Source organism: Pantoea sp. SGAir0418 (genome assembly GCF_043529865.1).
On the sequence record NZ_CP027911.1, the window covers coordinates 3,839,937 to 3,860,354 of the forward strand.

General features: G+C 58.4%; 16 protein-coding genes. 5 read left to right on the forward strand and 11 right to left on the reverse strand.

Annotation, left to right across the window (positions count from 1 at the left end; translation table 11 throughout):
• Positions 1 to 4: 4 nt before the first annotated feature.
• The 7 genes from rfbB to trxA all read right to left on the reverse strand — a co-directional run bounded on the left by rfbB (position 5) and on the right by trxA (position 7,857).
• A complete protein-coding gene (gene rfbB, locus C1N84_RS17915) occupies positions 5 to 1,081 on the reverse strand; it encodes a dTDP-glucose 4,6-dehydratase (protein ID WP_264441789.1) in 1,077 nt (358 codons plus the stop codon).
• Positions 1,078 to 2,337, reverse strand: coding sequence for a UDP-N-acetyl-D-mannosamine dehydrogenase (gene wecC, locus C1N84_RS17920; protein WP_264441790.1), 1,260 nt, complete (start codon positions 2,335 to 2,337; stop codon positions 1,078 to 1,080). The genes rfbB and wecC overlap by 4 nt, the downstream gene beginning before the upstream one ends.
• 2 nt (positions 2,338 to 2,339) lie before the next feature.
• The gene (gene wecB, locus C1N84_RS17925) at positions 2,340 to 3,464 is read right to left on the reverse strand and encodes a non-hydrolyzing UDP-N-acetylglucosamine 2-epimerase (protein ID WP_058771055.1); all 1,125 of its coding nucleotides are present in this window, start codon (positions 3,462 to 3,464) and stop codon (positions 2,340 to 2,342) included.
• 10 nt (positions 3,465 to 3,474) lie between these two features.
• Positions 3,475 to 4,524: an ECA polysaccharide chain length modulation protein gene (gene wzzE, locus C1N84_RS17930; RefSeq protein ID WP_021506989.1), complete on the reverse strand. Its 1,050-nt coding sequence runs from the start codon at positions 4,522 to 4,524 to the stop codon at positions 3,475 to 3,477.
• A gap of 37 nt (positions 4,525 to 4,561) precedes the next feature.
• Positions 4,562 to 5,638 (reverse strand): UDP-N-acetylglucosamine--undecaprenyl-phosphate N-acetylglucosaminephosphotransferase, encoded by a 1,077-nt coding sequence (gene wecA, locus C1N84_RS17935; protein ID WP_021506990.1) that lies wholly within the window; start codon positions 5,636 to 5,638, stop codon positions 4,562 to 4,564.
• Between the two features lie 280 nt (positions 5,639 to 5,918).
• A complete protein-coding gene (gene rho, locus C1N84_RS17940) occupies positions 5,919 to 7,178 on the reverse strand; it encodes a transcription termination factor Rho (RefSeq protein ID WP_021506991.1) in 1,260 nt (419 codons plus the stop codon).
• 346 nt (positions 7,179 to 7,524) lie between these two features.
• On the reverse strand, positions 7,525 to 7,857 hold the full coding sequence (trxA, locus tag C1N84_RS17945) for a thioredoxin TrxA (protein ID WP_021313352.1): 333 nt from the start codon (positions 7,855 to 7,857) through the stop codon (positions 7,525 to 7,527).
• Between the two features lie 116 nt (positions 7,858 to 7,973).
• Here trxA and rhlB point away from each other — a divergent pair, with 116 nt between their 5' ends.
• Positions 7,974 to 9,269 (forward strand): ATP-dependent RNA helicase RhlB, encoded by a 1,296-nt coding sequence (rhlB, locus tag C1N84_RS17950; RefSeq protein ID WP_031279615.1) that lies wholly within the window; start codon positions 7,974 to 7,976, stop codon positions 9,267 to 9,269.
• Positions 9,270 to 9,275: 6 nt separating this feature from the next.
• Positions 9,276 to 10,760: an exopolyphosphatase gene (ppx, locus tag C1N84_RS17955; RefSeq protein ID WP_059010791.1), complete on the forward strand. Its 1,485-nt coding sequence runs from the start codon at positions 9,276 to 9,278 to the stop codon at positions 10,758 to 10,760.
• A 141-nt stretch (positions 10,761 to 10,901) separates the two neighbouring features.
• Here ppx and rep read toward each other — a convergent pair whose 3' ends face one another.
• Positions 10,902 to 12,923 (reverse strand): DNA helicase Rep, encoded by a 2,022-nt coding sequence (gene rep / locus C1N84_RS17960; protein WP_264441791.1) that lies wholly within the window; start codon positions 12,921 to 12,923, stop codon positions 10,902 to 10,904.
• A 166-nt stretch (positions 12,924 to 13,089) separates the two neighbouring features.
• On the opposite strand from rep, the gene ppiC reads away from it, so the two are divergent.
• Positions 13,090 to 13,371 carry a peptidylprolyl isomerase PpiC gene (gene ppiC, locus C1N84_RS17965; protein ID WP_058758095.1) on the forward strand — a complete coding sequence of 94 codons (282 nt, stop codon included), beginning with the start codon at positions 13,090 to 13,092 and terminating at the stop codon, positions 13,369 to 13,371.
• On the opposite strand, the gene C1N84_RS17970 is transcribed toward ppiC, so the two are convergent.
• Both C1N84_RS17970 and pdeH read right to left on the reverse strand, forming a co-directional pair.
• Positions 13,372 to 15,432: an AsmA family protein gene (locus tag C1N84_RS17970; protein ID WP_264441792.1), complete on the reverse strand. Its 2,061-nt coding sequence runs from the start codon at positions 15,430 to 15,432 to the stop codon at positions 13,372 to 13,374. It abuts the gene before it with no gap.
• 61 nt (positions 15,433 to 15,493) lie between these two features.
• A complete protein-coding gene (gene pdeH, locus C1N84_RS17975) occupies positions 15,494 to 16,267 on the reverse strand; it encodes a cyclic-guanylate-specific phosphodiesterase (RefSeq protein WP_021506997.1) in 774 nt (257 codons plus the stop codon).
• A 283-nt stretch (positions 16,268 to 16,550) separates the two neighbouring features.
• On the opposite strand from pdeH, the gene C1N84_RS17980 reads away from it, so the two are divergent.
• Together C1N84_RS17980 and C1N84_RS17985 are read left to right on the forward strand one after the other, a co-directional pair.
• Complete coding sequence (locus C1N84_RS17980) at positions 16,551 to 17,489, forward strand: 2-dehydro-3-deoxygluconokinase (RefSeq protein ID WP_394541685.1); 939 nt, start codon at positions 16,551 to 16,553, stop codon at positions 17,487 to 17,489.
• A 396-nt stretch (positions 17,490 to 17,885) separates the two neighbouring features.
• Positions 17,886 to 18,758, forward strand: a complete 873-nt coding sequence (locus C1N84_RS17985) for an alpha/beta hydrolase (protein WP_058758092.1) — start codon at positions 17,886 to 17,888, stop codon at positions 18,756 to 18,758.
• Between the two features lie 135 nt (positions 18,759 to 18,893).
• Here the strand turns inward: C1N84_RS17985 and C1N84_RS17990 are convergent, their stop codons facing one another.
• Positions 18,894 to 20,408 carry a M16 family metallopeptidase gene (locus C1N84_RS17990; RefSeq protein ID WP_058771050.1) on the reverse strand — a complete coding sequence of 505 codons (1,515 nt, stop codon included), beginning with the start codon at positions 20,406 to 20,408 and terminating at the stop codon, positions 18,894 to 18,896.
• Positions 20,409 to 20,418 lie beyond the last annotated feature (10 nt).

Below are 20,418 nucleotides of genomic sequence, written 5' to 3' on the forward strand. Positions count from 1 at the left end.
GCGCTTAACGCGGGGTAGCCAAGCCCAGACGCTCGCCGCGATAACTGCCGTTGAGAATCGCCTGCCACCACTGCGGATTGGCCAGATACCACTGCACGGTTTTGCGGATGCCGCTGTCGAATGTCTCCTGCGGCGTCCAGCCCAGTTCACGGGAGATTTTACTGGCATCAATGGCATAGCGCAGGTCGTGGCCAGGACGATCGTGGACAAAGGTGATCAGTTCCCGGTAGCTGCTCAGCCCGGCAGCGCGCTGTTGCGGTGCCAGCTCATCCAGCAAATCACACAGCGTCTCCACCACCTCAATATTGCGCCGCTCGTTGTGGCCGCCAATGTTGTAGGTCTCACCCACTTTGCCGCTGCTGACCACGGTGTACAGCGCGCGGGCGTGATCTTCCACATAAAGCCAGTCACGAATCTGGCTGCCGTTGCCGTACACCGGCAGCGGCTTACCGGCCAGCGCATTGATAATGGTGAGGGGAATCAGTTTTTCCGGGAAATGGTAAGGCCCGTAGTTGTTGGAACAGTTGGTGACCACCACAGGCAGCCCATAGGTGCGCAGCCACGCGCGTACCAGATGGTCGCTGCTGGCTTTGGTCGCCGAGTAAGGGCTGCTCGGGGCGTACGGCGTGGTTTCGGTAAAGAAATCTTCCGTGCCGTGCAGATCGCCAAACACTTCGTCGGTGGAGATATGGTGCAGGATGAAGCCCTTCTTGCGCTCATCCGTCATGCCGTTCCAGTAATGGCGCGTCGCCTCCAGCAGCTGGTAGGTGCCGACAATGTTGGTTTCGACAAAGGCGATTGGCCCGTCAATCGAGCGGTCCACGTGACTCTCTGCCGCCAGATGCATGATGCAGTCCGGCTGATACTGCGCCAGCACGCGATCCAGCGCGGCGCGGTCGCAGATATCGACCTGCTCAAAAGCAAAGCGCGCATCCTGCTCAACCGGTGCCAGCGACGCCAGATTGCCGGCATAGCTCAGCTTATCCACCACCACCACCCGGTGGTCGGTATTGGCAATCAGGAAGCGCACCAGCGCAGAGCCAATAAAACCGGCACCGCCGGTGACTAAAAACTGTTTCATCGCCAGACTCCTTTGGTATCCACAATCCACGGCTGCGTCACCTGTTCAGGGGTGACGGCGCGGAACTGCGCATGATCGACCAGCATTACCAGGATGTCGGCGTGTTGCAGGGCATCAGCCAGCGACACCAGCGTAGCGCGTTCGGCGAGCTGCGGCGGAATATCCGCCACATGCGGCTCGACCACCCAGGTGCGGCCGCTGTGCCAGGCCGCAATACGCTGCGCCACCGACATCGCCGGGCTTTCACGCAGGTCATCGATATTAGGTTTGAATGCCAGACCGAAGCAGGCGATGGTCACGTCCGTGGCACGCTTGCCGCTGGTCGTCAGGCACTCGGCCAGCGCCTGTTTAACCTGATCCAGCACCCAGCCCGGCTTGGCATCGTTAACCTCACGCGCGGTCCGGATCAGCCGTGCCTGCTGCGGGTTTTGCGCCACGATAAACCACGGGTCGACCGCAATGCAGTGCCCGCCAACGCCCGGTCCCGGCTGCAGGATATTGACGCGCGGATGGCGGTTCGCCAGCGCAATCAGTTCCCATACGTTGATCCCCTGTTCGGCGCAGATCAGCGACAGTTCGTTGGCAAAGGCGATGTTCACATCTCGGAAACTGTTTTCCGTCAGCTTGCACATCTCTGCGGTGCGCGCGTTAGTTTCCACACACTCGCCGCGCAGGAAAATGCGATACAGTTCGCTGGCGCGCGCTGAACAGGCCGGCGTCATGCCGCCAATCACGCGGTCATTTTCCAGCAACTCGACCATCACTTTCCCCGGCAGCACGCGCTCCGGGCAATAAGCGATAAACACGTCAGGTTGCTCGCCGTGCTGCGGGAAGCGCAGATCCGGGCGCGCCGCCGCCAGCCATTGCGCCATCTGTTCAGTAGCGCCCACCGGCGAGGTTGATTCGAGGATCACCAGATCGCCGGCCTTCAGCACCGGCGCAATCGACAGCGCAGCCGCCTGTACGTAGCTGAGATCCGGCTGATGATCGCCGACAAACGGCGTCGGCACGGCAATCAGAAAGGCGTCGGCAGCTGCAGGCTGGGTGGTGGCGCGCAGGTTGCCGTTGTGCACCGCTGCACGTACTACGTCGCCCAGCTCAGGCTCGACGATATGAATTTCGCCGCGATTAATGGTTTCCACCGCGCGCGCATTGATATCCACGCCGATGACCTGTTTCCCGTGCGAAGCAAAAACGGCTGCCGTCGGCAGCCCAATGTAGCCCAGTCCGATAACGGAAATGGTTGAAAAACGCATAGTTAAACTCTGTGTTGTTTAAGTGCCTGCAGGATGCGCGCGCAGGCATGGCCGTCGCCATACGGATTGTGCGCGCGGCTCATCGCCTGCCACGCCTCGTCGTCCTGCAATAGCAGGCTGACTTCAGCAACAATTTTATCCACGTCGGTGCCGACCAGCTTCACCGTACCGGCCGCGACCGCTTCCGGCCGCTCGGTGGTTTCGCGCATCACCAGCACCGGTTTGCCCAGCGACGGCGCCTCTTCCTGGATGCCACCGGAATCGGTAAGAATCAGCCAGGCGCGATTCATCAGCCAGACAAACGGCAGGTACTCCTGCGGCTCAATCAGAATGATATTGTTGATACCGCTCAGAATTCGGTTCACCGGCTCGCTGACGTTAGGGTTGAGGTGCACCGGATAGACAATTTGCAGCTGCGGATGCTGACGCGCCAGCTGCGCCAGCGCGCTGCAGATGCGTTCAAAGCCTTCACCAAAGCTTTCGCGCCGATGGCCGGTAACCAGAATCAGCTTTTTACCGGCCTCAAGGAACGGGTAACGTGCCGCCAGGCGGGCATTGAGATCGGCATCATCCAGCACGCGATCGCGTACCCACAGCAGCGCATCGATCACCGTATTGCCGGTGACGAAAATGCGCGCATCGGGCAGATTTTCGCGCAGCAGGTTTTGCCGGGAATTTTCTGTCGGCGTGAAGTGATAGCTGGCGAGATGGCCGGTCAGGGTGCGGTTGGCCTCCTCCGGCCACGGTGACATCAGGTTACCGGTCCGCAGACCCGCCTCAACGTGGCCCACCGGAATCTGATGGTAAAACGCGGCCAGGCTGGCGGCAAAGGTGGTAGTGGTATCGCCGTGCACCAGTACGACATCCGGCTGGAAGTCTGCCAGCACGGTCTTCATACCCTGCAAAATGCGGCTGGTGATCTCGGTCAGTCCCTGTTCGGGCCGCATAATATTGAGATCATAGTCGGGCTGCAGCCGGAACAGGCGCAGTACCTGGTCAAGCATTTCACGATGCTGTGCCGTCACGCACAGGCGCGATTCGAAGGCAGCATCCTGCGCCAGTGCCTGCACCAGCGGAGCCATTTTGATCGCTTCAGGGCGCGTGCCAAATACAGTCAGAACTTTCACGCGGATTCTCTTAGTGACGGTTGGCGAATGTTGCACGCGGACGACGCACCAGCGCTACGCCGGCACCCACCAGCGCACCGATCGCGCCCCACATCACCATCATAAACAGGCGACGTGGGCTATCGCGGCTGACCGGCTCTTCCGGCGTGCGCAGGTAACGGTAGGTCTGGAACGGTTTATCCAGACGCGGTCCGGCCTGCAGTGTGTTGAGCATCGCCCTGTTTTGATCATAGCTTAAATCGTAAGCAGGTCCGCTGGCTTGCAGGGTATCCAGCTGCGCCTGCAGCATCTGCTGCCCCAGCAGGAAGCGATCGCTGTCCGGCAGCGCTTCACCGCTGACCGGCGCGCGGTTCTCTTTAATGCCCTGCTGGCTGGCCACTTTCAGCGCCTGCTCGATGCGCTGGCGACGGCGATCAAACACCGCCTGTGCCACTTCCTGCTGACGGCTGACCTGCGCCTGCAGCTGCACGCTGCGCGCCTGCCACGCACCTTTGAGCTCATCATTGAGATGGCGCGCGGCGCGTTCGCTGGCATAGGCAATGTACTGCCGCAGCAGATTGTTAGCGTCGCCGGCGGTCTCCGCAATCAGCTTAATGTTATCCAGCGTATTGTGGGTGGCATCGGCCGGGGTGAACTGAATGTTGGTGATCAGATCGTCGAGCAGCGCGGCATCGTTGTGTGCATTACCGCTTTTGCGGCTCTTATAGTAATCAGTCTGCAGCCAGAAATCGCGACGCGTATCCCACGACGCCAGCTGCATGGTGAACTCCTGATAGACCTCATCCATCACCGTCGGTGCTGGCGTATTCAGGCTGACGGTCTCGTTGCGCACATCCAGATTATTGAGAAACTGCTGCTGCACAAAGAATGCGCCCAGCATATTCACCGTCGGCCGATCGGTCACCGCCGTGGCGCTCCAGGATTGCTTCATTAACATGGAAGCCAGCCACGCCAGCAGCGCAAACAGCAGCGCCAGGCCAATAATCCAGCCTTTGCCGCGCCACAGCGTGCAGCCGAGGCCGCGTACATCCAGTTCGTTCTCCACAACGACAGAGGTCATAACAAAAGTGTCCTTATCCGGGTACTTATCTGGGTAATTATTTTTTCTCTTCGCCGCTGCTTTGCCAGCGACGTTTGATACGACGGATTTTGCGCGCGACGCGCCATGCATGTTTCAGGCAATAACCGTAAAGGAGGAAAGCAGCGAGGAACAGCGCCAGCATGACCCACTCGGGAATAAATGCCAGATATTCGCCCAGCACGCCGATCCCGGCCAGCAGCGCGGCGGCCACGGTAATCAATAAAAAGGCCTGGCGGGAGGTAAAACCGGCCCGCATGATCAGGTGATGGATATGCTGACGATCGGCCGAGAACGGGCTCATGCCCTTGCGCAGGCGACGATACATGATCGCCACCATGTCCATCAGCGGAATAGCAATCAGCCACAGGGCGGTGACTGGCGTGATGGGATGGCTGAGGCCCTGCGTCGTTTCCAGCAGAATCCAGATGATGGTGAAGCCGATCATGGTACTGCCGGCATCACCCATAAACACTTTATAACGGCGGCCTAAAAAGCCGAGATTAAGCAGAATGTAGGGAATAGTGGCGGCGATCATCGCGAAGCACCACATCGCCAGGCTGGTCTGTCCGTCAAAATAGAGGATGATGCCCATCGCGGCGAAGGTGACGCAGGATAATCCACCCAGCAGACCATCAATACCGTCCACCATATTGAAAGCATTGATCGCTGCCCATACCGCGAACAGCGTCAGCACATAGCCGAAAGGCCCGACGATCAGCTCGACCGGACCAATGATAAACCCCAGGCTCAGTAAATAGAGTTTTGCCCCGACCATCATCACGATGGCGATCGCCGCCTGAACCACGGCACGGATTTTGACGCTGATATCAAAGCGGTCATCGAGCGCGCCGACCAGCACCAGTACCCCGGCGCAGAAGAGGTACAGCACGGCGTGCGGCAGATAATAATTTGAGATGGCAAAGGCGAAGCAAATCCCCGCATACACGGAGATACCGCCGACTAACGGAATGGCACCATGGTGTCGTTTTCTGGAATTCGGCGTGTCCACAAGCCCAATTTTTTTAGCCGCTTTACGAGCAAAAAACAGGAACGCTAAAGAAAAAAGAAAAACTAAACCAAGCTCAGTACTCATAGTGAGTAAATTCACGTTAACGCTCTCAGCTAAAATCATGGACAACAATAAGCAATTTTCCCGCCATTGCTGTATATCCCTGGTCTGAATTCTGTCGCAGCGCGTGCGTTTGCTGAAAAAACCGCCGCTTTGCTGCCTCAGTCAATATGTCTGCTTCCTGACAGGCATAATCCTAATGCCCACAAATGAAAAACGCCACGTTAAGACGTGGCGTTAGTCATAAATCCTGGCAATTTGTGCCGTTAGCCGGCTGGCTCAGGCCGTTACCGACGGCAACAGATTACGAGCGTTTCATCATATCGAAGAATTCGTCGTTGGTTTTGGTCATTGCCAGTTTATTGATGAGGAACTCCATTGCATCAATTTCACCCATCGGATGGATGATTTTGCGCAGGATCCACATCTTCTGCAGCTCTTCCTGAGAGGTGAGCAGCTCTTCTTTACGCGTACCGGAACGGTTGTAATCGATAGCCGGGAACACGCGCTTCTCAGCGATTTTACGTGACAGGTGCAGTTCCATGTTACCTGTACCTTTAAACTCTTCGTAAATCACTTCGTCCATCTTCGAACCGGTATCAACCAGCGCGGTGGCGATGATGGTCAGGCTGCCGCCCTCTTCCACGTTACGTGCCGCACCGAAGAAACGCTTCGGACGATGCAGGGCGTTGGCGTCAACACCACCGGTCAGGACTTTACCCGACGCCGGCACTACGGTGTTGTAGGCGCGCGCCAGACGGGTGATGGAGTCCAGCAGGATGATAACGTCTTTTTTGTGCTCGACCAGGCGCTTAGCCTTCTCGATCACCATCTCTGCAACCTGCACGTGACGCGAGGCCGGTTCGTCAAAGGTAGACGCGATAACTTCGCCTTTCACCAGACGCTGCATTTCGGTTACTTCTTCCGGACGCTCGTCAATCAGCAGCACCATCAGCACGCAGTCAGGATAGTTGTACGCGATGCTCTGCGCGATGTTCTGCAGCAGCATGGTTTTACCGGCTTTCGGCGGTGCGACGATCAGACCACGCTGACCACGACCGATTGGCGATGCCAGATCCAGCACGCGCGCCGTCAGGTCTTCGGTCGAACCGTTACCACGCTCCATGCGCAGACGGTTGTTCGCGTGCAGCGGCGTCAGGTTTTCAAACAGAATCTTGCTACGGGCGTTTTCTGGCTTGTCGTAGTTAACTTCGTTAACTTTCAGCAGCGCAAAATAGCGTTCACCTTCTTTCGGTGGGCGGATTTTGCCAGAAATGGTGTCACCAGTGCGGAGGTTGAAGCGGCGGATTTGGCTGGGAGAAACGTAGATATCATCGGGACCGGCGAGGTAGGAGCTGTCTCCGGAGCGGAGGAAACCAAATCCATCCTGCAGTATCTCCAGCACACCATCACCGAAGATGTCTTCGCCGCTCTTCGCGTGTTGTTTCAGGATGGCGAAAATAATGTCCTGTTTGCGCATACGCGCCAGGTTTTCCAGCCCCATATTTTCGCCGAGAGTAATCAGCTCAGAAACCGGCGTATTCTTTAATTCGGTAAGATTCATAGTGATGGGTTCTTAAACTCGGGGTAATTCTCGAAATGTTTGTCGTGAATGGTATGGCAAAAATTCCATGCCTGTTAATGGCTCTTTTTCAACGCTGCTCGACGGTTATCGTCAGATGTGGCGATAGGAAGCGAGGAGACGGTCGAAAGGTGATGCCGAATGTGCTAGCCGTCAGATTGCCAAACCACGAAAACGTTCAATGCGAGCTGGGTCTGACAAGGGAAAACTTTAGATGCAAACTACAAGGTAAGTGCGTAATGCAGTGAGGTCAACTTAACACGCCTGAAGGGAGACGTCCAGCAGTGGCGAAAAAATTCACCACTGCCGAACAAACACCGCGCCGGGCTTAGGCCAGGTTAGCGTTCAGGAACTCTTTCAGCTGACCTTTAGACAGCGCACCCACTTTGGTCGCCGCCACTTCGCCGTTCTTGAACAGCAGCAGGGTCGGGATACCGCGAATACCGTATTTTGGCGCAGTACCTGGGTTTTCATCAATGTTCAGCTTGGCGATGGTAAGCTTACCGTCGTACTCTTCTGCGACTTCGTCGAGAATCGGGGCGATCATTTTGCAAGGACCACACCATTCAGCCCAGAAATCTACCAGCGTCACACCGTCGGCTTTCAGCACGTCAGTGTCGAAACTGTCATCGGTCAGGTGAACGATTTTATCGCTGCTCATGTTTAACTCCAAAGATTATGCCTGGCGAATTGGCGTAAAATATACCAACGTAGGTTGACTTTATTTCATCGGATACGCTTTCGTAAAGCGATAGTAAGCTGATATTCTACCACACTATGAGCAAAACACACTTAACAGAACAGAAGTTTTCCGACTTCGCCCTGCACCCACAGGTAGTGGAAGCCCTTGATAAGAAAGGCTTTCATAACTGCACGCCGATTCAGGCGCTCGCGTTGCCTTTTGCGCTTTCAGGGCGTGATGTCGCGGGTCAGGCGCAAACCGGTACCGGCAAAACGATGGCGTTCCTGACGTCAACGTTTCATTATCTTCTTTCTCATCCTGCTGCTGAAGGCCGCCAGGTTAATCAACCACGCGCGCTGATCATGGCACCGACGCGTGAGCTTGCGGTGCAGATTCATGCCGATGCCGAGCCGCTGGCACAGGCCACCGGCCTGAAGCTGGGCCTGGCCTATGGTGGCGATGGCTATGACAAGCAGCTGAAAGTGCTGGCAGACGGTGTCGATATTCTGGTGGGCACCACCGGACGCCTGATTGACTACGCCAAACAAAATCACATCAACCTCGGCGCCATTCAGGTCGTGGTATTGGATGAAGCGGATCGCATGTTCGATCTCGGCTTCATTAAAGACATTCGCTGGCTGTTCCGCCGCATGCCGCCGGCCACCCAGCGCCTGAGTATGCTGTTCTCGGCCACGCTTTCTTATCGCGTACGTGAACTGGCGTTCGAGCACATGAACAACGCCGAATACGTTGAAGTTGAGCCCGAGCAGAAAACCGGCCACCGCATTAAAGAAGAGCTGTTCTACCCTTCGAACGAAGAGAAGATGCGTCTGCTGCAGACCCTGCTGGAAGAAGAGTGGCCGGACCGCGCCATCGTCTTCGCCAACACCAAGCACCGCTGTGAAGATATCTGGGGCCACCTGGCTGCCGATGGCCACCGCGTGGGCCTGCTGACCGGCGACGTGGCGCAGAAAAAACGTCTGCGCATTCTGGACGACTTCACCAAAGGTGATGTGGATATCCTCGTTGCCACCGACGTCGCCGCGCGCGGCCTGCACATCCCGGCAGTTACGCACGTCTTCAACTACGACCTGCCGGACGATCGCGAAGATTACGTGCACCGCATTGGCCGTACCGGTCGTGCTGGCGCCAGCGGTCACTCCATCAGCCTGGCCTGTGAAGAGTACGCGCTCAACCTGCCGGCGATTGAAGAGTACATCGGTCACGGTATTCCGGTGAGCAAGTACAACAGCGACGCCCTGCTGAGCGACCTGCCGCCACCGAAACGCCTGCAGCGTAACCGCTCGGGCAACGGTCCACGTCGCGGTGGCAACAACAGCAACCGTCGCGGCGGTGCCCCGCGCAACAACAACCGTAAACGTTCGGGTTAAGCACACATGCTAAGCGCATCGTCACTTTATGCTGCGATTGATTTAGGTTCTAACAGCTTTCATATGTTGGTGGTGCGCGAAGTGTCCGGCAGTATTCAGACCGTCGCGCGAATTAAACGCAAGGTGCGTCTGGCGGCAGGTCTTGATGCGGCCAACCATCTCTCGGCTGAGGCGATGCAGCGCGGCTGGCAGTGCCTGCGTCTGTTCTCCGAGCAGTTGCAGGACATTCCCCCGGAACAAATCCGCGTGGTGGCAACCGCCACGCTGCGCATTGCCAGCAACGCGCAGGATTTCCTGACTCAGGCGGAACAGATTCTCGGCTGCGCGGTGAACGTCATCAGCGGTGAGGAAGAAGCGCGCCTGATCTATCAGGGGGTTGCGCACACCACCGGCGGCTCTGACCAGCGGCTGGTGGTCGATATCGGCGGCGGCAGCACCGAGCTGGTGACCGGCGAAGGTGCGCACGCCACGACGCTGTTTAGCCTGTCGATGGGCTGTGTGACCTGGCTGGAGCGCTTCTTCAGCGATCGTCATCTCGCCAAAGAGAACTTTACCCAGGCCGAACAGGCCGCACGTGAAATGATCCGTCCGATTGCGCCGGCACTGCGAGAGAAAGGCTGGCAGATTTGCGTGGGCGCGTCCGGCACCGTCCAGGCGCTGCAGGAGATCATGGTGGCGCAGGGCATGGATGAGCGCATCACCCTGAGCAAACTGCAGCAGCTCAAGCAGCGTGCCATTCAGTGCGGCAAGCTGGAGGAGCTGGAGATTGAAGGGCTGACGCTGGAGCGTGCGCTGGTGTTTCCCAGCGGCCTGTCGATCCTGATCGCCATTTTCCACGAGCTGAGCATTGAGAGCATGACGCTGGCCGGCGGCGCACTGCGCGAAGGGCTGGTGTACGGCATGCTGCATCTGCCGATTGACCGCGATATTCGCAGCCGCACGCTGCAGAACGTTCAGCGTCGTTTCGCCATTGATGTTGAGCAGGCGGGCCGCGTGCGCCAGCTGGCAGAGAGCTTTTTCCGTCAGGTGAGCAGCAGCTGGAAGCTGGATCAGCGATGTCGCGATTTACTCCTCAGCGCCTGTTCAATCCACGAAATTGGCCTGAGCGTCGATTTCCGCCAGGCACCACAGCACGCCGCGTATCTGATTCGCCATCTCGATCTTCCTGGTTTCACCCCCGCACAGAAAAAAATGCTGGCCTGCCTGCTGCAGAACCAGAGCGGCAGCATCGATCTGGCGCTGCTGACGCAGCAAAACGCCGTGCCACCGCGCATGGCAGAGCGGCTGAGCCGTCTGCTGCGGCTGGCAATCATCTTCTCCAGCCGGCGACGCGACGACACGCTGCCGGCGGTGCGTCTGCAGGCGGATGATGATGCGCTGCATCTGACGCTGCCGGCAGGCTGGCTGGCTGCGCATCCGCTGCGCGCCGAGCTGCTGGAGCAGGAGAGCCATTACCAGTCGTATGTGCACTGGCTGCTGACGATTTCCTGATCGAACCTGCTGCTGCTGCATTGAAAAACGCCCGGCAACTGCGCTTTTACGCGAGTGAAGTTTGCTTTGCCGGGCGCTTTGCCTCTGCGGCGCGCGCAACGATTTTCGCCAGAGGCCAGGCTTGCGGCTGTGACGAAATAATCACCCCTTCTTCGCGTTCTCCAGCATCGCACGTAAGCCGGCGACGCGCGTTTGCCCGGTTTTCACCCGCTCTTCGGCGCTGATCACCTTTTTCTCACGCTCCCACGCCACATCATCCTGCGGCAACTCCAGCAGGAAGCGGCTTGGTTCCGGACGCACCAGCTCGCCGTACTGACGGCGCTCGCGGCACAGGGTAAAAGTCAGCTCTTTCTGCGCGCGGGTGATGCCCACGTAGGCCAGGCGACGCTCCTCTTCGATGTTGTTCTCATCGATACTGCTCTGATGCGGCAGCAGCCCCTCTTCCATGCCCACCAGATAGACATAGGGGAACTCCAGCCCTTTCGAGGCGTGCAGCGTCATCAGCTGGACCTGATCGAGCTCTTCATCGCTCTCGCCGCGCTCCATCATGTCGCGCAGGGTAAAACGCGTCACCACCTGCGCCAGCGTCATCGGCTCGTTAAGTTCGTCGCCCTTCAGCATTTCGGTCATCCACTGAAACAGCGTATTGACGTTCTTCATGCGCATTTCCGCCGCTTTCGGGCTGGGGGAGGTTTCGAACAGCCAGCTTTCGTAGTCGATGCCGCGAATCAGGTCGCGCACCGCATTCACCGGTTCACGCTCGGTGAGCTGAACGATGTCATTCAGCCAGTGGGTAAAGCGCTGCAGATGCTCCAGCCCGCGCCCGGAAAGCGTCTGTTCCAGCCCCATATCAAAGCTGGCGTTAAACAGGCTTTTGTTGCGCAGATTGGCCCACTCACCCAGCTTCTGCAGCGTCGCGGGGCCGATCTCGCGGCGTGGCGTGTTCACGATGCGCAGAAACGCGCTGTCATCTTCCGGATTGGTCAGCACGCGCAGATAGGCCAGCAAGTCCTTGATTTCCGGCCGCGAGAAGAACGACGTGCCGCCGGAGATGCGATAAGGAATACGGTTCTGCATCAGCAGCTTTTCAAACACGCGCGACTGATGGTTACCGCGATAAAGAATCGCGTAATCTTTGTACTGGGTTTTATTAATAAAGTGATGGGCAATCAGCTCGCCCGCCACGCGCTCGGCTTCGTGATCTTCGTTGTTGGCGCTCAGCACTTTCAGCTCGCTGCCCTCGCCCAGCTCAGAGAACAGCCGCTTTTCAAACACGTGCGGATTGTTGGCGATGAGGATATTGGCGCATTTAAGAATACGCTGCGTCGAGCGGTAGTTCTGCTCCAGCTTCACCACTTCCAGCGCCGGAAAATCCTCTTTCAGCAGCACCAGGTTCTGCGGCCGCGCGCCGCGCCACGAGTAGATAGACTGATCGTCATCGCCGACCACGGTAAAGCGCGCCCTAGCACCGACCAGCAACTTCACCAGCTCATACTGGCTGGTGTTGGTGTCCTGATACTCATCCACCAGCAGATAGCGGATGCGCTGTTGCCAGCGTTCGCGCACCTCCTGATTCCGCTGCAGCAGCAGGGTCGGCAGCAGAATCAGATCGTCGAAATCCAGCACGTTACAGGCTTTCAGATGCTGATCGTACAGCGCGTAGCAATGGGCAAAAATCTGGTCGCGCTGTGATTTGGCGAGGCCGGCCGCGCCCTGCGGATCAACGAGGTCGTTTTTCCAGTTGGAGATGGTGGAAATCAGCTGCTGCAACAGGGTTTTATCTTCTTCCAGCCACTGTTTGGTCAGGTCCTTAAGCAGCGCCAGCTGATCCTGATCGTCGAACAGCGAGAAGGTCGATTTCATGCCCAGCGCCTTGTATTCGCGCTTGATGATCTCCAGGCCCAGGGTGTGGAAGGTTGAGATCATCAGGCCGCGCGCCTCTTTGCGTCCCAGCGTTTGCGCCACGCGTTCTTTCATCTCGCGCGACGCCTTGTTGGTGAAGGTCACCGCCGCGATATGGCGCGCCTGATAGCCGCATTCACGGATCAGATGGGCGATTTTATTGGTGATCACGCGGGTTTTACCGGAACCCGCACCGGCCAGCACCAGACAGGGACCGGTGACAAATTCGACAGCACGTTGTTGGCCGGGATTAAGACGCATAGAAAAACATCACTCAATTTAATCAGACAGGAAGATTTACATCGCGCCGTAGGGTGCGCATTGATGCGCACCTGAGCGCAAAGGTCGCCATCAATGGCGACCCTACAACTGACGTGCACTACGCTATAATGCGTCGAATATTATACATACATAACGGAACACCATCATGGCGAAAACCGCGGCGGCTTTACATATCCTGGTGAAACAGGAAGCGCAGGCGAAAGCGCTGCTGGCGCAGCTGGAAAAAGGCGCGAACTTTCAGCAACTGGCAAAAAAACACTCGACCTGCCCGTCCGGGCGTAACGGGGGCGATCTGGGGGAGTTTCGCAAAGGGCAGATGGTGCCGGCGTTTGATAAAGCGGTGTTCACCTGTCCGCTGCTGCAACCTTACGGACCGGTGAAAACCGCTTTTGGCTACCACATCATCAAAGTGCTGTGGCGTAACTGATCACTTTTTGCTTTTCATCTGCTGGAGCACGTTGCTGCACTGATTATCATCGGTGTCGCTTGGTGAAATCAGCGCCAGCAGTGCAGCTGCCGGCGCGACCACTGCCCCCAGCGCGACGGCTGCGGCACCGCGCGCCAGCAGCGGACCGGCTTTGACTCCGGCATCCGGGTTTTTGAAGGTGCCGCGCACATACAGCGGCGAACGCAGCGTAATGATACGAATGCCCTTGCTCTCCGGATTGATCGACAGATCCAGTCGCTCATTAGCAAAGTTAGCGTTGCCGGTGACGTTGATCACCGCGTTCTCGGTATCGAACACGAACAGCCGCGGCGTCGCCAGTCCCTGACGGATATTCAGGTCGGTCGCGGCACAGTTGATGCGCACCTCATCGTCGCCAAACAGTTTACCCACCACATAGTTACCAACGTTCAGCCCGGCAATCTCCATCAGGCTGCGGCTGATCAGGCCATCGTTCATCAACAGTTTCAGCTCGCCATTGCTGGTGCCCAGCAGGTCGGCCACCGAATTGCCGGTGCCGGTCAGGCTGGCATCCCCGTTGAGCTGGCCGAGACTACGCTGCATGGCGGTGACATCCGGGAACAGCTGACGCAGCTGCAGCTTGCGCGCATGCAGGTCGGCACGGCCGCGCATCGGTGAGCGATCGCCCTCCAGATGGATGGTCGAATTAATGCTGCCGCCGGCCATGCCGAAGCGCAGCGGATCCAGCAGCAGGTCGCCATTTTTCAGCTGCAGATGGGTATAGAGATCGCTGAGCGGCAGCTTGCTGCTGTGCTCGATACGTTTGCCGCTGAACTTCACGTCAGCGTCCATCACATCCCAGTTTTTGGTATCGAACTTGTCATGTGGCAACACGCGATCCGCCGGCTGGGTGCTGGCCTCACCGCGCTGCGCTTTGGCCTGCGCCGTTTTTTCACTGCCCTTGCCGGAGTTAACCCCAATCAGCGGCCCAAGGTCCGCCATACGCAGCTGGTTCGACGTCAGCTCGCCGCTCAGCGTCGGACGCGGTTTACCCTGACGGTAGCTGAGCGAACCGTGGATATCGCTGTCACCAATATGACCGTTGAATTTTTCGTAGCGGAACAGCGGCCCTTTCTCTTCATTGAAACGCGCAATCAAGTGGCCGTCAGTTTCATACGGTGGCGTGTCCGGCAGCAGCACGCCGGTTAAGCCGTACAGATTTGCCAGCGTGTCACCGGAGAAGCGCAGCCGCACATCCAGCCCGCCGAGATTGAGCGGATCCTGCAGGGTGCCATCCACGCGCACACGTGTGGTGCCATTGCGTACGTCGAGCTGCAACGGGAACGGCGTGGTTTTGCTGCGCAGCGACAACATACCGCCAATCTTACCGTCGCCGTCGAGTTTCTGGTTGTTGTAGGTCCCGCTTGCCTGCCAGCCAAACACAAAATCGCCGGCCCCTTTTTGCTGGTCGTTACCGCCCGCGACCTGCGCGTACGGCACCGGTTTGCCCAGCGGATTGATCTTCACCGTGACATCGGCTTTGTTGATGGCGTCGCGATAGCGCAGCTGTCCCTGATCGAACAGGATGTTATCAAGGCGGAATGACCATGCCGAAGGCGGCGCGTTGGGGTCGCTGTTTTCGCTGCTGGCGAGGTTGAAGGTCCAGTTATTTTTCTTATCGGCGGTCTGCACCAGTCGCGCATCCGGCTGCTGCATCTTAATCCACGGCAGGTAAATTTCTTTGTGCAGCAGCGCCAGCGGCGCCAGCGTGGCTTCCACCCGCTGCAAATGCACCATTGTCACTTCCGGCACGCTGGGCGGATTACCGAGCATGACATCGTCAGCGTGCACCTGCGGCCACGGCACCCAGCTGCGCCAGCCTGGCTCTTCGCGATTGCGCACCCAGGCCACGCCAAGATCGCCGCGAATAGCGAACGGTCGGTTCAGTTCTGCCGAGACTTTCTGGTTGATGGTTGGCTTCAGGCGGTTCCAGTCAAAGGTGGCGATAATCACCACGACCACCACAACCAGCAACAATAAAATCCCGATCACCCAGCTAATTATTTTTCCTGTACGCGACATTTTGCCTCCTCCTTGCCCTTCCACGTCTCCTTAAAGATAGTCGAGACGCGGCAGAACGGAATCACGGAAGCTCAAGTACCAGGTTTTCCAGCTGGTTAAACGGCAGCGGACGTGAAAAATAATAGCCCTGTGCGGCCATGGCGGGCGAGTTGCGTACCTGCTGCCACTCCTCCTCGTTTTCCACCCCTTCGACGATCACGCCGTTACAGTAACGGTTAATCAGCGCCAGCAGCATGGAGAACAGCGAGCGCCCTTCATCACTGGCGCGCAGCAGCATAAACAGCTCGCGCGAGAGCTTGATGTAGTCGTAGCGCAGTTCGGTCAGCGCGGAGAAGTTGGCCATGCCGGACCCAAAGTCATCCAGCCACAGCGGGCCCAGCTCCGGCATCTGCGCCACCATCTCTTCCTGCGGCAGCGCGTGATGCTCGGTCAGTTCGAAGCGCACCCACGGCAGCTGGACGATCAGCGCGCGCACGGGCGCATGCTGCTGAATGGCCAGTAACGTGGGTCCATCAATATTGACGGAGGCCACCAGTTGGCGCTGGCTGAAGAAGGAAGCCCACTGTAATAACAGTTCAAGCTGCTCCTGGACGATGTCGAGACGCTGGGCAATGGTAAGCGCCTCGAAATAGTCTTCGGGTGACACGTTTTGCTCAGGTGCGGCGGGATGCACCACGGCGGTAAGCAGTTCAATAGCCAGTAAGCGGCCAGAAACCTGGTAAATCGGCTGGAAAGTGTAGCACCGTTGGCACTGCTGCCAGTAGAGACGGGTTTCCTGTTGTTGCTCAAGTTCGGGAGAAAAAGGCAGCCGATGACTCAAATTCTTCATCACCATGGTGTTTTCCTGGTTGGTATTGAGTGCCTGCAAATAGCATCTCAGTGGCAAGTATCGGCTCTCCCCTGGATAACTTTATTGGTCTGCGCAGCCACACGAGCTGTTGAGTCTAGCAGCGTGTCTGCGGCTTAATCGGCAAAACAACCCCCGGTTTGGCCGCTAAATCGGTGCAGAAGCGCGGTTTTACGCCTTAAGGCAAATTAAAACAGCGTTTTAAAAAGCATTGACGACTGCCATACCAGACGCGAGACTAGAGCGCAGCATTCACTACAGGCCAAACACCATGACGCAGAAAACCATCGCCATTATTGGCGAATGCATGATTGAGCTGTCCGAAAAAGGTGAGAACATCAAACGCGGCTTTGGCGGCGATACGCTGAATACCGCGATCTATCTGGCACGGCAGAGCGATTCCAGCCAGCTGCGTGTGGAGTATGTCACCGCGCTTGGCACCGACAGCTTCAGCGACCAGATGATCGCGGCCTGGCAGCAGGAGCAGGTGCACACGCAACTGGTGCAGCGCCTGCCGGACAAAATGCCCGGGCTTTACTTCATCGAAACCGATGCCCACGGCGAGCGCACCTTTTGGTACTGGCGCAGCGATGCTGCCGCGCGCTTCTGGCTGGATAGCCCGCAGGCCGGGGCCATCTGTCAGCAGCTGGCGCATTACGACTATCTCTACCTGAGCGGCATCAGCCTGGCGATCCTGCCTGAGGCCAGCCGCGAAAAGCTGATGGCGCTGCTCAGTGCCTGCCGGCAAAACGGTGGCACCGTGATTTTTGACAACAACTACCGGCCGCGTCTGTGGGCGGATAGCGCCAGTGCGCAGCAGGCGTATGCGGCGATGCTACGCCACACCGATATCGCCTTCCTGACGCTGGATGATGAACACCTGCTGTGGGGCGAACAGCCGCTGGCGGACGTGATTGCGCGCACGCGCGCCGCCGGCGTGCAGGAGATTGTGATCAAACGTGGTGCCGACTCCTGCCTGGTGGCGCGCGGCGACGAGCCGCTGCGGGACATTGCGGCCATCAAACTGGCTCCGGCGCAGATTGTCGATACCACCGCCGCAGGTGACTCCTTCAGCGCTGGTTATCTGGCGGTGCGCCTCGCGGGTGGCAGCGTGGAGCAGGCCGCAGCGCGCGGCCATCTCACCGCCAGTACGGTGATCCAGCATCGCGGCGCGATTATTCCGCCCAGCGCGATGCCAAAAACCGTTTAATACCGCACACGAGTGTCGCGCCGCGCTGCCTGCTACGCGTCGCGACAATTTCCCCTCTGCCCTGACGGCAAATTGATTATTACGCTGAAAAATATCACCGCGAAAATTTGGCTTAATGACACAGATTCACCGGGCAATTTTTACTAATGACGCACGCCATCCAGCCGCCTCTCTGCCTGACGCTCACCACTTAAATGCCGCTAATCAGACTGATTTAAATTCAATGCATTACGACGATAAACCCGACCGCCAGGCATAGTCCGAAACTGGCGACGCCGGCGGTTTTCGGCTGGACGATCGCGCGAAAAAAGACCATGTTTTAATCAACCACAGCAGGAAGCTGTCAGGTCGACCGCGAACACAATAACGACAACATGACTCGCTCAGGACAGATTTATGCACACAGAAATTATCAATATCTGGCCGCACGGCGACGCGCCAGGCGCGAGTGACTCGCGCGCTCAGCCGCAGATCGTCGATTTGGCCAGAGAGTTCGAACCTTACGACCGCGCCGCCACCGGCGTGCGCTGCCCGGAGATGGCGATCTGGCATCCGGAAACCTCAAACGGTATCACCCTGCTGGTGGCACCGGGCGGCGGGTATCAGCGCGTACTGATCGACCGCGAAGGCAGCGCCCTCGCCACCTTTTTCACCTCGATGGGCTACACGCTGGCGGTAATGACTTATCGCCTGCCGTACGACGGCCATCATGAAGGGCCGGATGCGCCGCTGGCCGATGCCCAGCGTGCGGTGCGCGTGCTGCGCGAGCGCTCACAGCGCGGCCTGAACGGAAAGTACATCGTGATGATGGGCTTTTCCGCTGGCGGGCACGTGGCCGCCAGCCTCGGCACCCGTTTTGGCGAAAAAATCTATCCATTGCAGGATCAGGCCGACAGCCTGTCACCGCGGCCTGATGCGATGGTGCTGCTCTATCCGGTCATCAGCATGCGCGACGGTCTGGCGCATGAAAGTTCACGCACCCGCCTGCTGGGCGCGTGGCCGGATCAGAAAAGCATTGATGCTTATTCGCTGGAGACGCGCGTGCACGGCCAGACGCCGCCGACGCTGCTGATCCACGCCGCTGACGATGAGACGGTTTCCGTTAATAACAGCATGGTGTTTTTTAGTGCCCTGCGTGAGCACAAGGTGCCGGCGGAAATTCACTTTTATCAGAAAGGCGGCCACGGCTTTGGGATTCGTGGCGTGGCGGATCTGCCGCTGGCCAGCTGGCCGATGCTGGTGACCGAATGGCTGCGCGCAAAGACCTGATGCCCCTGCTACGTTGAACCGCAGCGCCGCTGGCGGCGCGCGTTCATCCCGTTCGCTTACGTAAGCTCCTGAGGATGAACACTCGTGCCGCCTTGCTGCAGCGCACCTTACTTGCGGGGACTCATGCGCCCTGTGTTATGACGAGGGTTGAGCCGGATCGGTCGCGCTCGCGCTGCCATTATTTTCGGGTTTAGCTTCGTCCGGGGTAGCAGCGGCGGCAGGCGCATCCGGAACCTTCATCACCTTGTCCCAGCTGTCCTGCAGCATCCTGACGTTGGTTTCGGGCTCACCCTGCGGCTGAATCAGCACCATGGTGAGCTCCTGCGTTAACTGCTGGCGCAGCTCCTGGTTGAGCTGGTCGCGCGTTAACTCACTGAGAAACGCCTGACGCAGTTTCTGGTACTGCTCCGGCGCGATATCCACCACGGAATTCTGCTGCGAGCGCAGACGTTGCCCCATCAGAATATCGGTGTCGGTGCGCGCGTAGGTAGCAAACAGTTTGTTCAGTTCCAGCAGCTTTTGCGCCATCAGCGCATCAAACTCCTCCTGCGGCAGACCTTTGTCACGCACGGTGGCCAGCTCACGCGCCACCTGGTTCAGGTTCTGCGCCAGCGACGCGTTAGGCGAATCCATGTTTATGGCGCACTGCGCACGCTGATACAGCACGCGACAGTCGAAACCAACCTGCACGTTTTGCGCTTTGCTGTCGGCCAGCGCGCGCTGGACGTGCCAAAACAGCGCTTCGCGCGCCAGATCGCTCTGCCAGTAGCGCTGCAGATTCTGCGAGTCGCGGATCGGCTGCCATGGCGTATCCCACACCAGCGACAGGCGATCCTGCATCATGCCGCCGTTAACCAGGTTGATTGGCTGATGCGGCAGCGGCGACAGCGTGGGCAGCGCCGCGGGCGCCACCCGTTTGCCTTGCAGTGGCGAGAACGCTTTGTTGATCTGCTCCGCCATGCTGCGGCTATCCACGTTGCCCACCACGTACAGCGTCATGCCGTCCGGCGTGTACCACTGCTGGTAAAAGGCATTAAGCTGCGCGATATCCACCGGCGCGCGCGGCTGTTCGCCCGGATCATGCGCCAGCATGGTCGACCCTTTCAGGCGATAGCGCCACCACACATCCTGCGTATTGGGCGGCCAGGTCGCGATGGGATCGGTGGCGGTCAGCGCGGTCGACACCACCTGCTCATTGATGGTCATTTTACCGGCGGTGGCCGCCAGCCAGCTGAGCGCCTCTTTCAGCAGCTCCGGCCGGTTGTTCGGCAGGCTGAGATTGTATTGAGTGAAATCATAAGACGAGATGGCCGGCGGCAGCGGTCGCTGTGGATCCATCGCCTGTTGCCACAGTGCGCGCTGCTGATTGGTATCCAGCGCGGTGTTATGTACCATCGCCAGACGCGGTAAAAGATGGCTGAACCCGGTTTGCTGGGCGCTTTCCACCAGCGAACCGGTATTAACTATCAGGCGCAGCTCGATGCGATCGCTCGGACGTTGTGGTGTGGTCAGCAGCTGCCAGCTGAAACCATTGTCCAGTTTGCCTTCCTGCCAGGCGGGATCAGGCTGAAGTGTTTCGGCGTGGACGCCGAAGCCAGATGCCGCAAGCAGCCATCCGCCAACCAAAAGCCGAATTCTGGTGCCCTGCATGTGAACCCCT

Excerpts from the sequence above, each read along its gene's own strand:
- pdeH (WP_021506997.1), bottom strand. The coding sequence starts at position 16,267 with ATGGTGATGAAGAATTTGAGTCATCGGCTGCCTTTTTCTCCCGAACTT.
- C1N84_RS17980 (WP_394541685.1), top strand. The coding sequence starts at position 16,551 with ATGACGCAGAAAACCATCGCCATTATTGGCGAATGCATGATTGAGCTG.
- rhlB (WP_031279615.1), top strand. The coding sequence starts at position 7,974 with ATGAGCAAAACACACTTAACAGAACAGAAGTTTTCCGACTTCGCCCTG.
- rep (WP_264441791.1), bottom strand. The coding sequence starts at position 12,923 with ATGCGTCTTAATCCCGGCCAACAACGTGCTGTCGAATTTGTCACCGGT.
- C1N84_RS17970 (WP_264441792.1), bottom strand. The coding sequence starts at position 15,432 with ATGTCGCGTACAGGAAAAATAATTAGCTGGGTGATCGGGATTTTATTG.
- wecC (WP_264441790.1), bottom strand. The coding sequence starts at position 2,337 with ATGCGTTTTTCAACCATTTCCGTTATCGGACTGGGCTACATTGGGCTG.
- rho (WP_021506991.1), bottom strand. The coding sequence starts at position 7,178 with ATGAATCTTACCGAATTAAAGAATACGCCGGTTTCTGAGCTGATTACT.
- ppx (WP_059010791.1), top strand. The coding sequence starts at position 9,276 with ATGCTAAGCGCATCGTCACTTTATGCTGCGATTGATTTAGGTTCTAAC.
- trxA (WP_021313352.1), bottom strand. The coding sequence starts at position 7,857 with ATGAGCAGCGATAAAATCGTTCACCTGACCGATGACAGTTTCGACACT.
- C1N84_RS17990 (WP_058771050.1), bottom strand. The coding sequence starts at position 20,408 with ATGCAGGGCACCAGAATTCGGCTTTTGGTTGGCGGATGGCTGCTTGCG.
- wzzE (WP_021506989.1), bottom strand. The coding sequence starts at position 4,524 with ATGACCTCTGTCGTTGTGGAGAACGAACTGGATGTACGCGGCCTCGGC.
- C1N84_RS17985 (WP_058758092.1), top strand. The coding sequence starts at position 17,886 with ATGCACACAGAAATTATCAATATCTGGCCGCACGGCGACGCGCCAGGC.
- wecA (WP_021506990.1), bottom strand. The coding sequence starts at position 5,638 with ATGAGTACTGAGCTTGGTTTAGTTTTTCTTTTTTCTTTAGCGTTCCTG.
- ppiC (WP_058758095.1), top strand. The coding sequence starts at position 13,090 with ATGGCGAAAACCGCGGCGGCTTTACATATCCTGGTGAAACAGGAAGCG.
- rfbB (WP_264441789.1), bottom strand. The coding sequence starts at position 1,081 with ATGAAACAGTTTTTAGTCACCGGCGGTGCCGGTTTTATTGGCTCTGCG.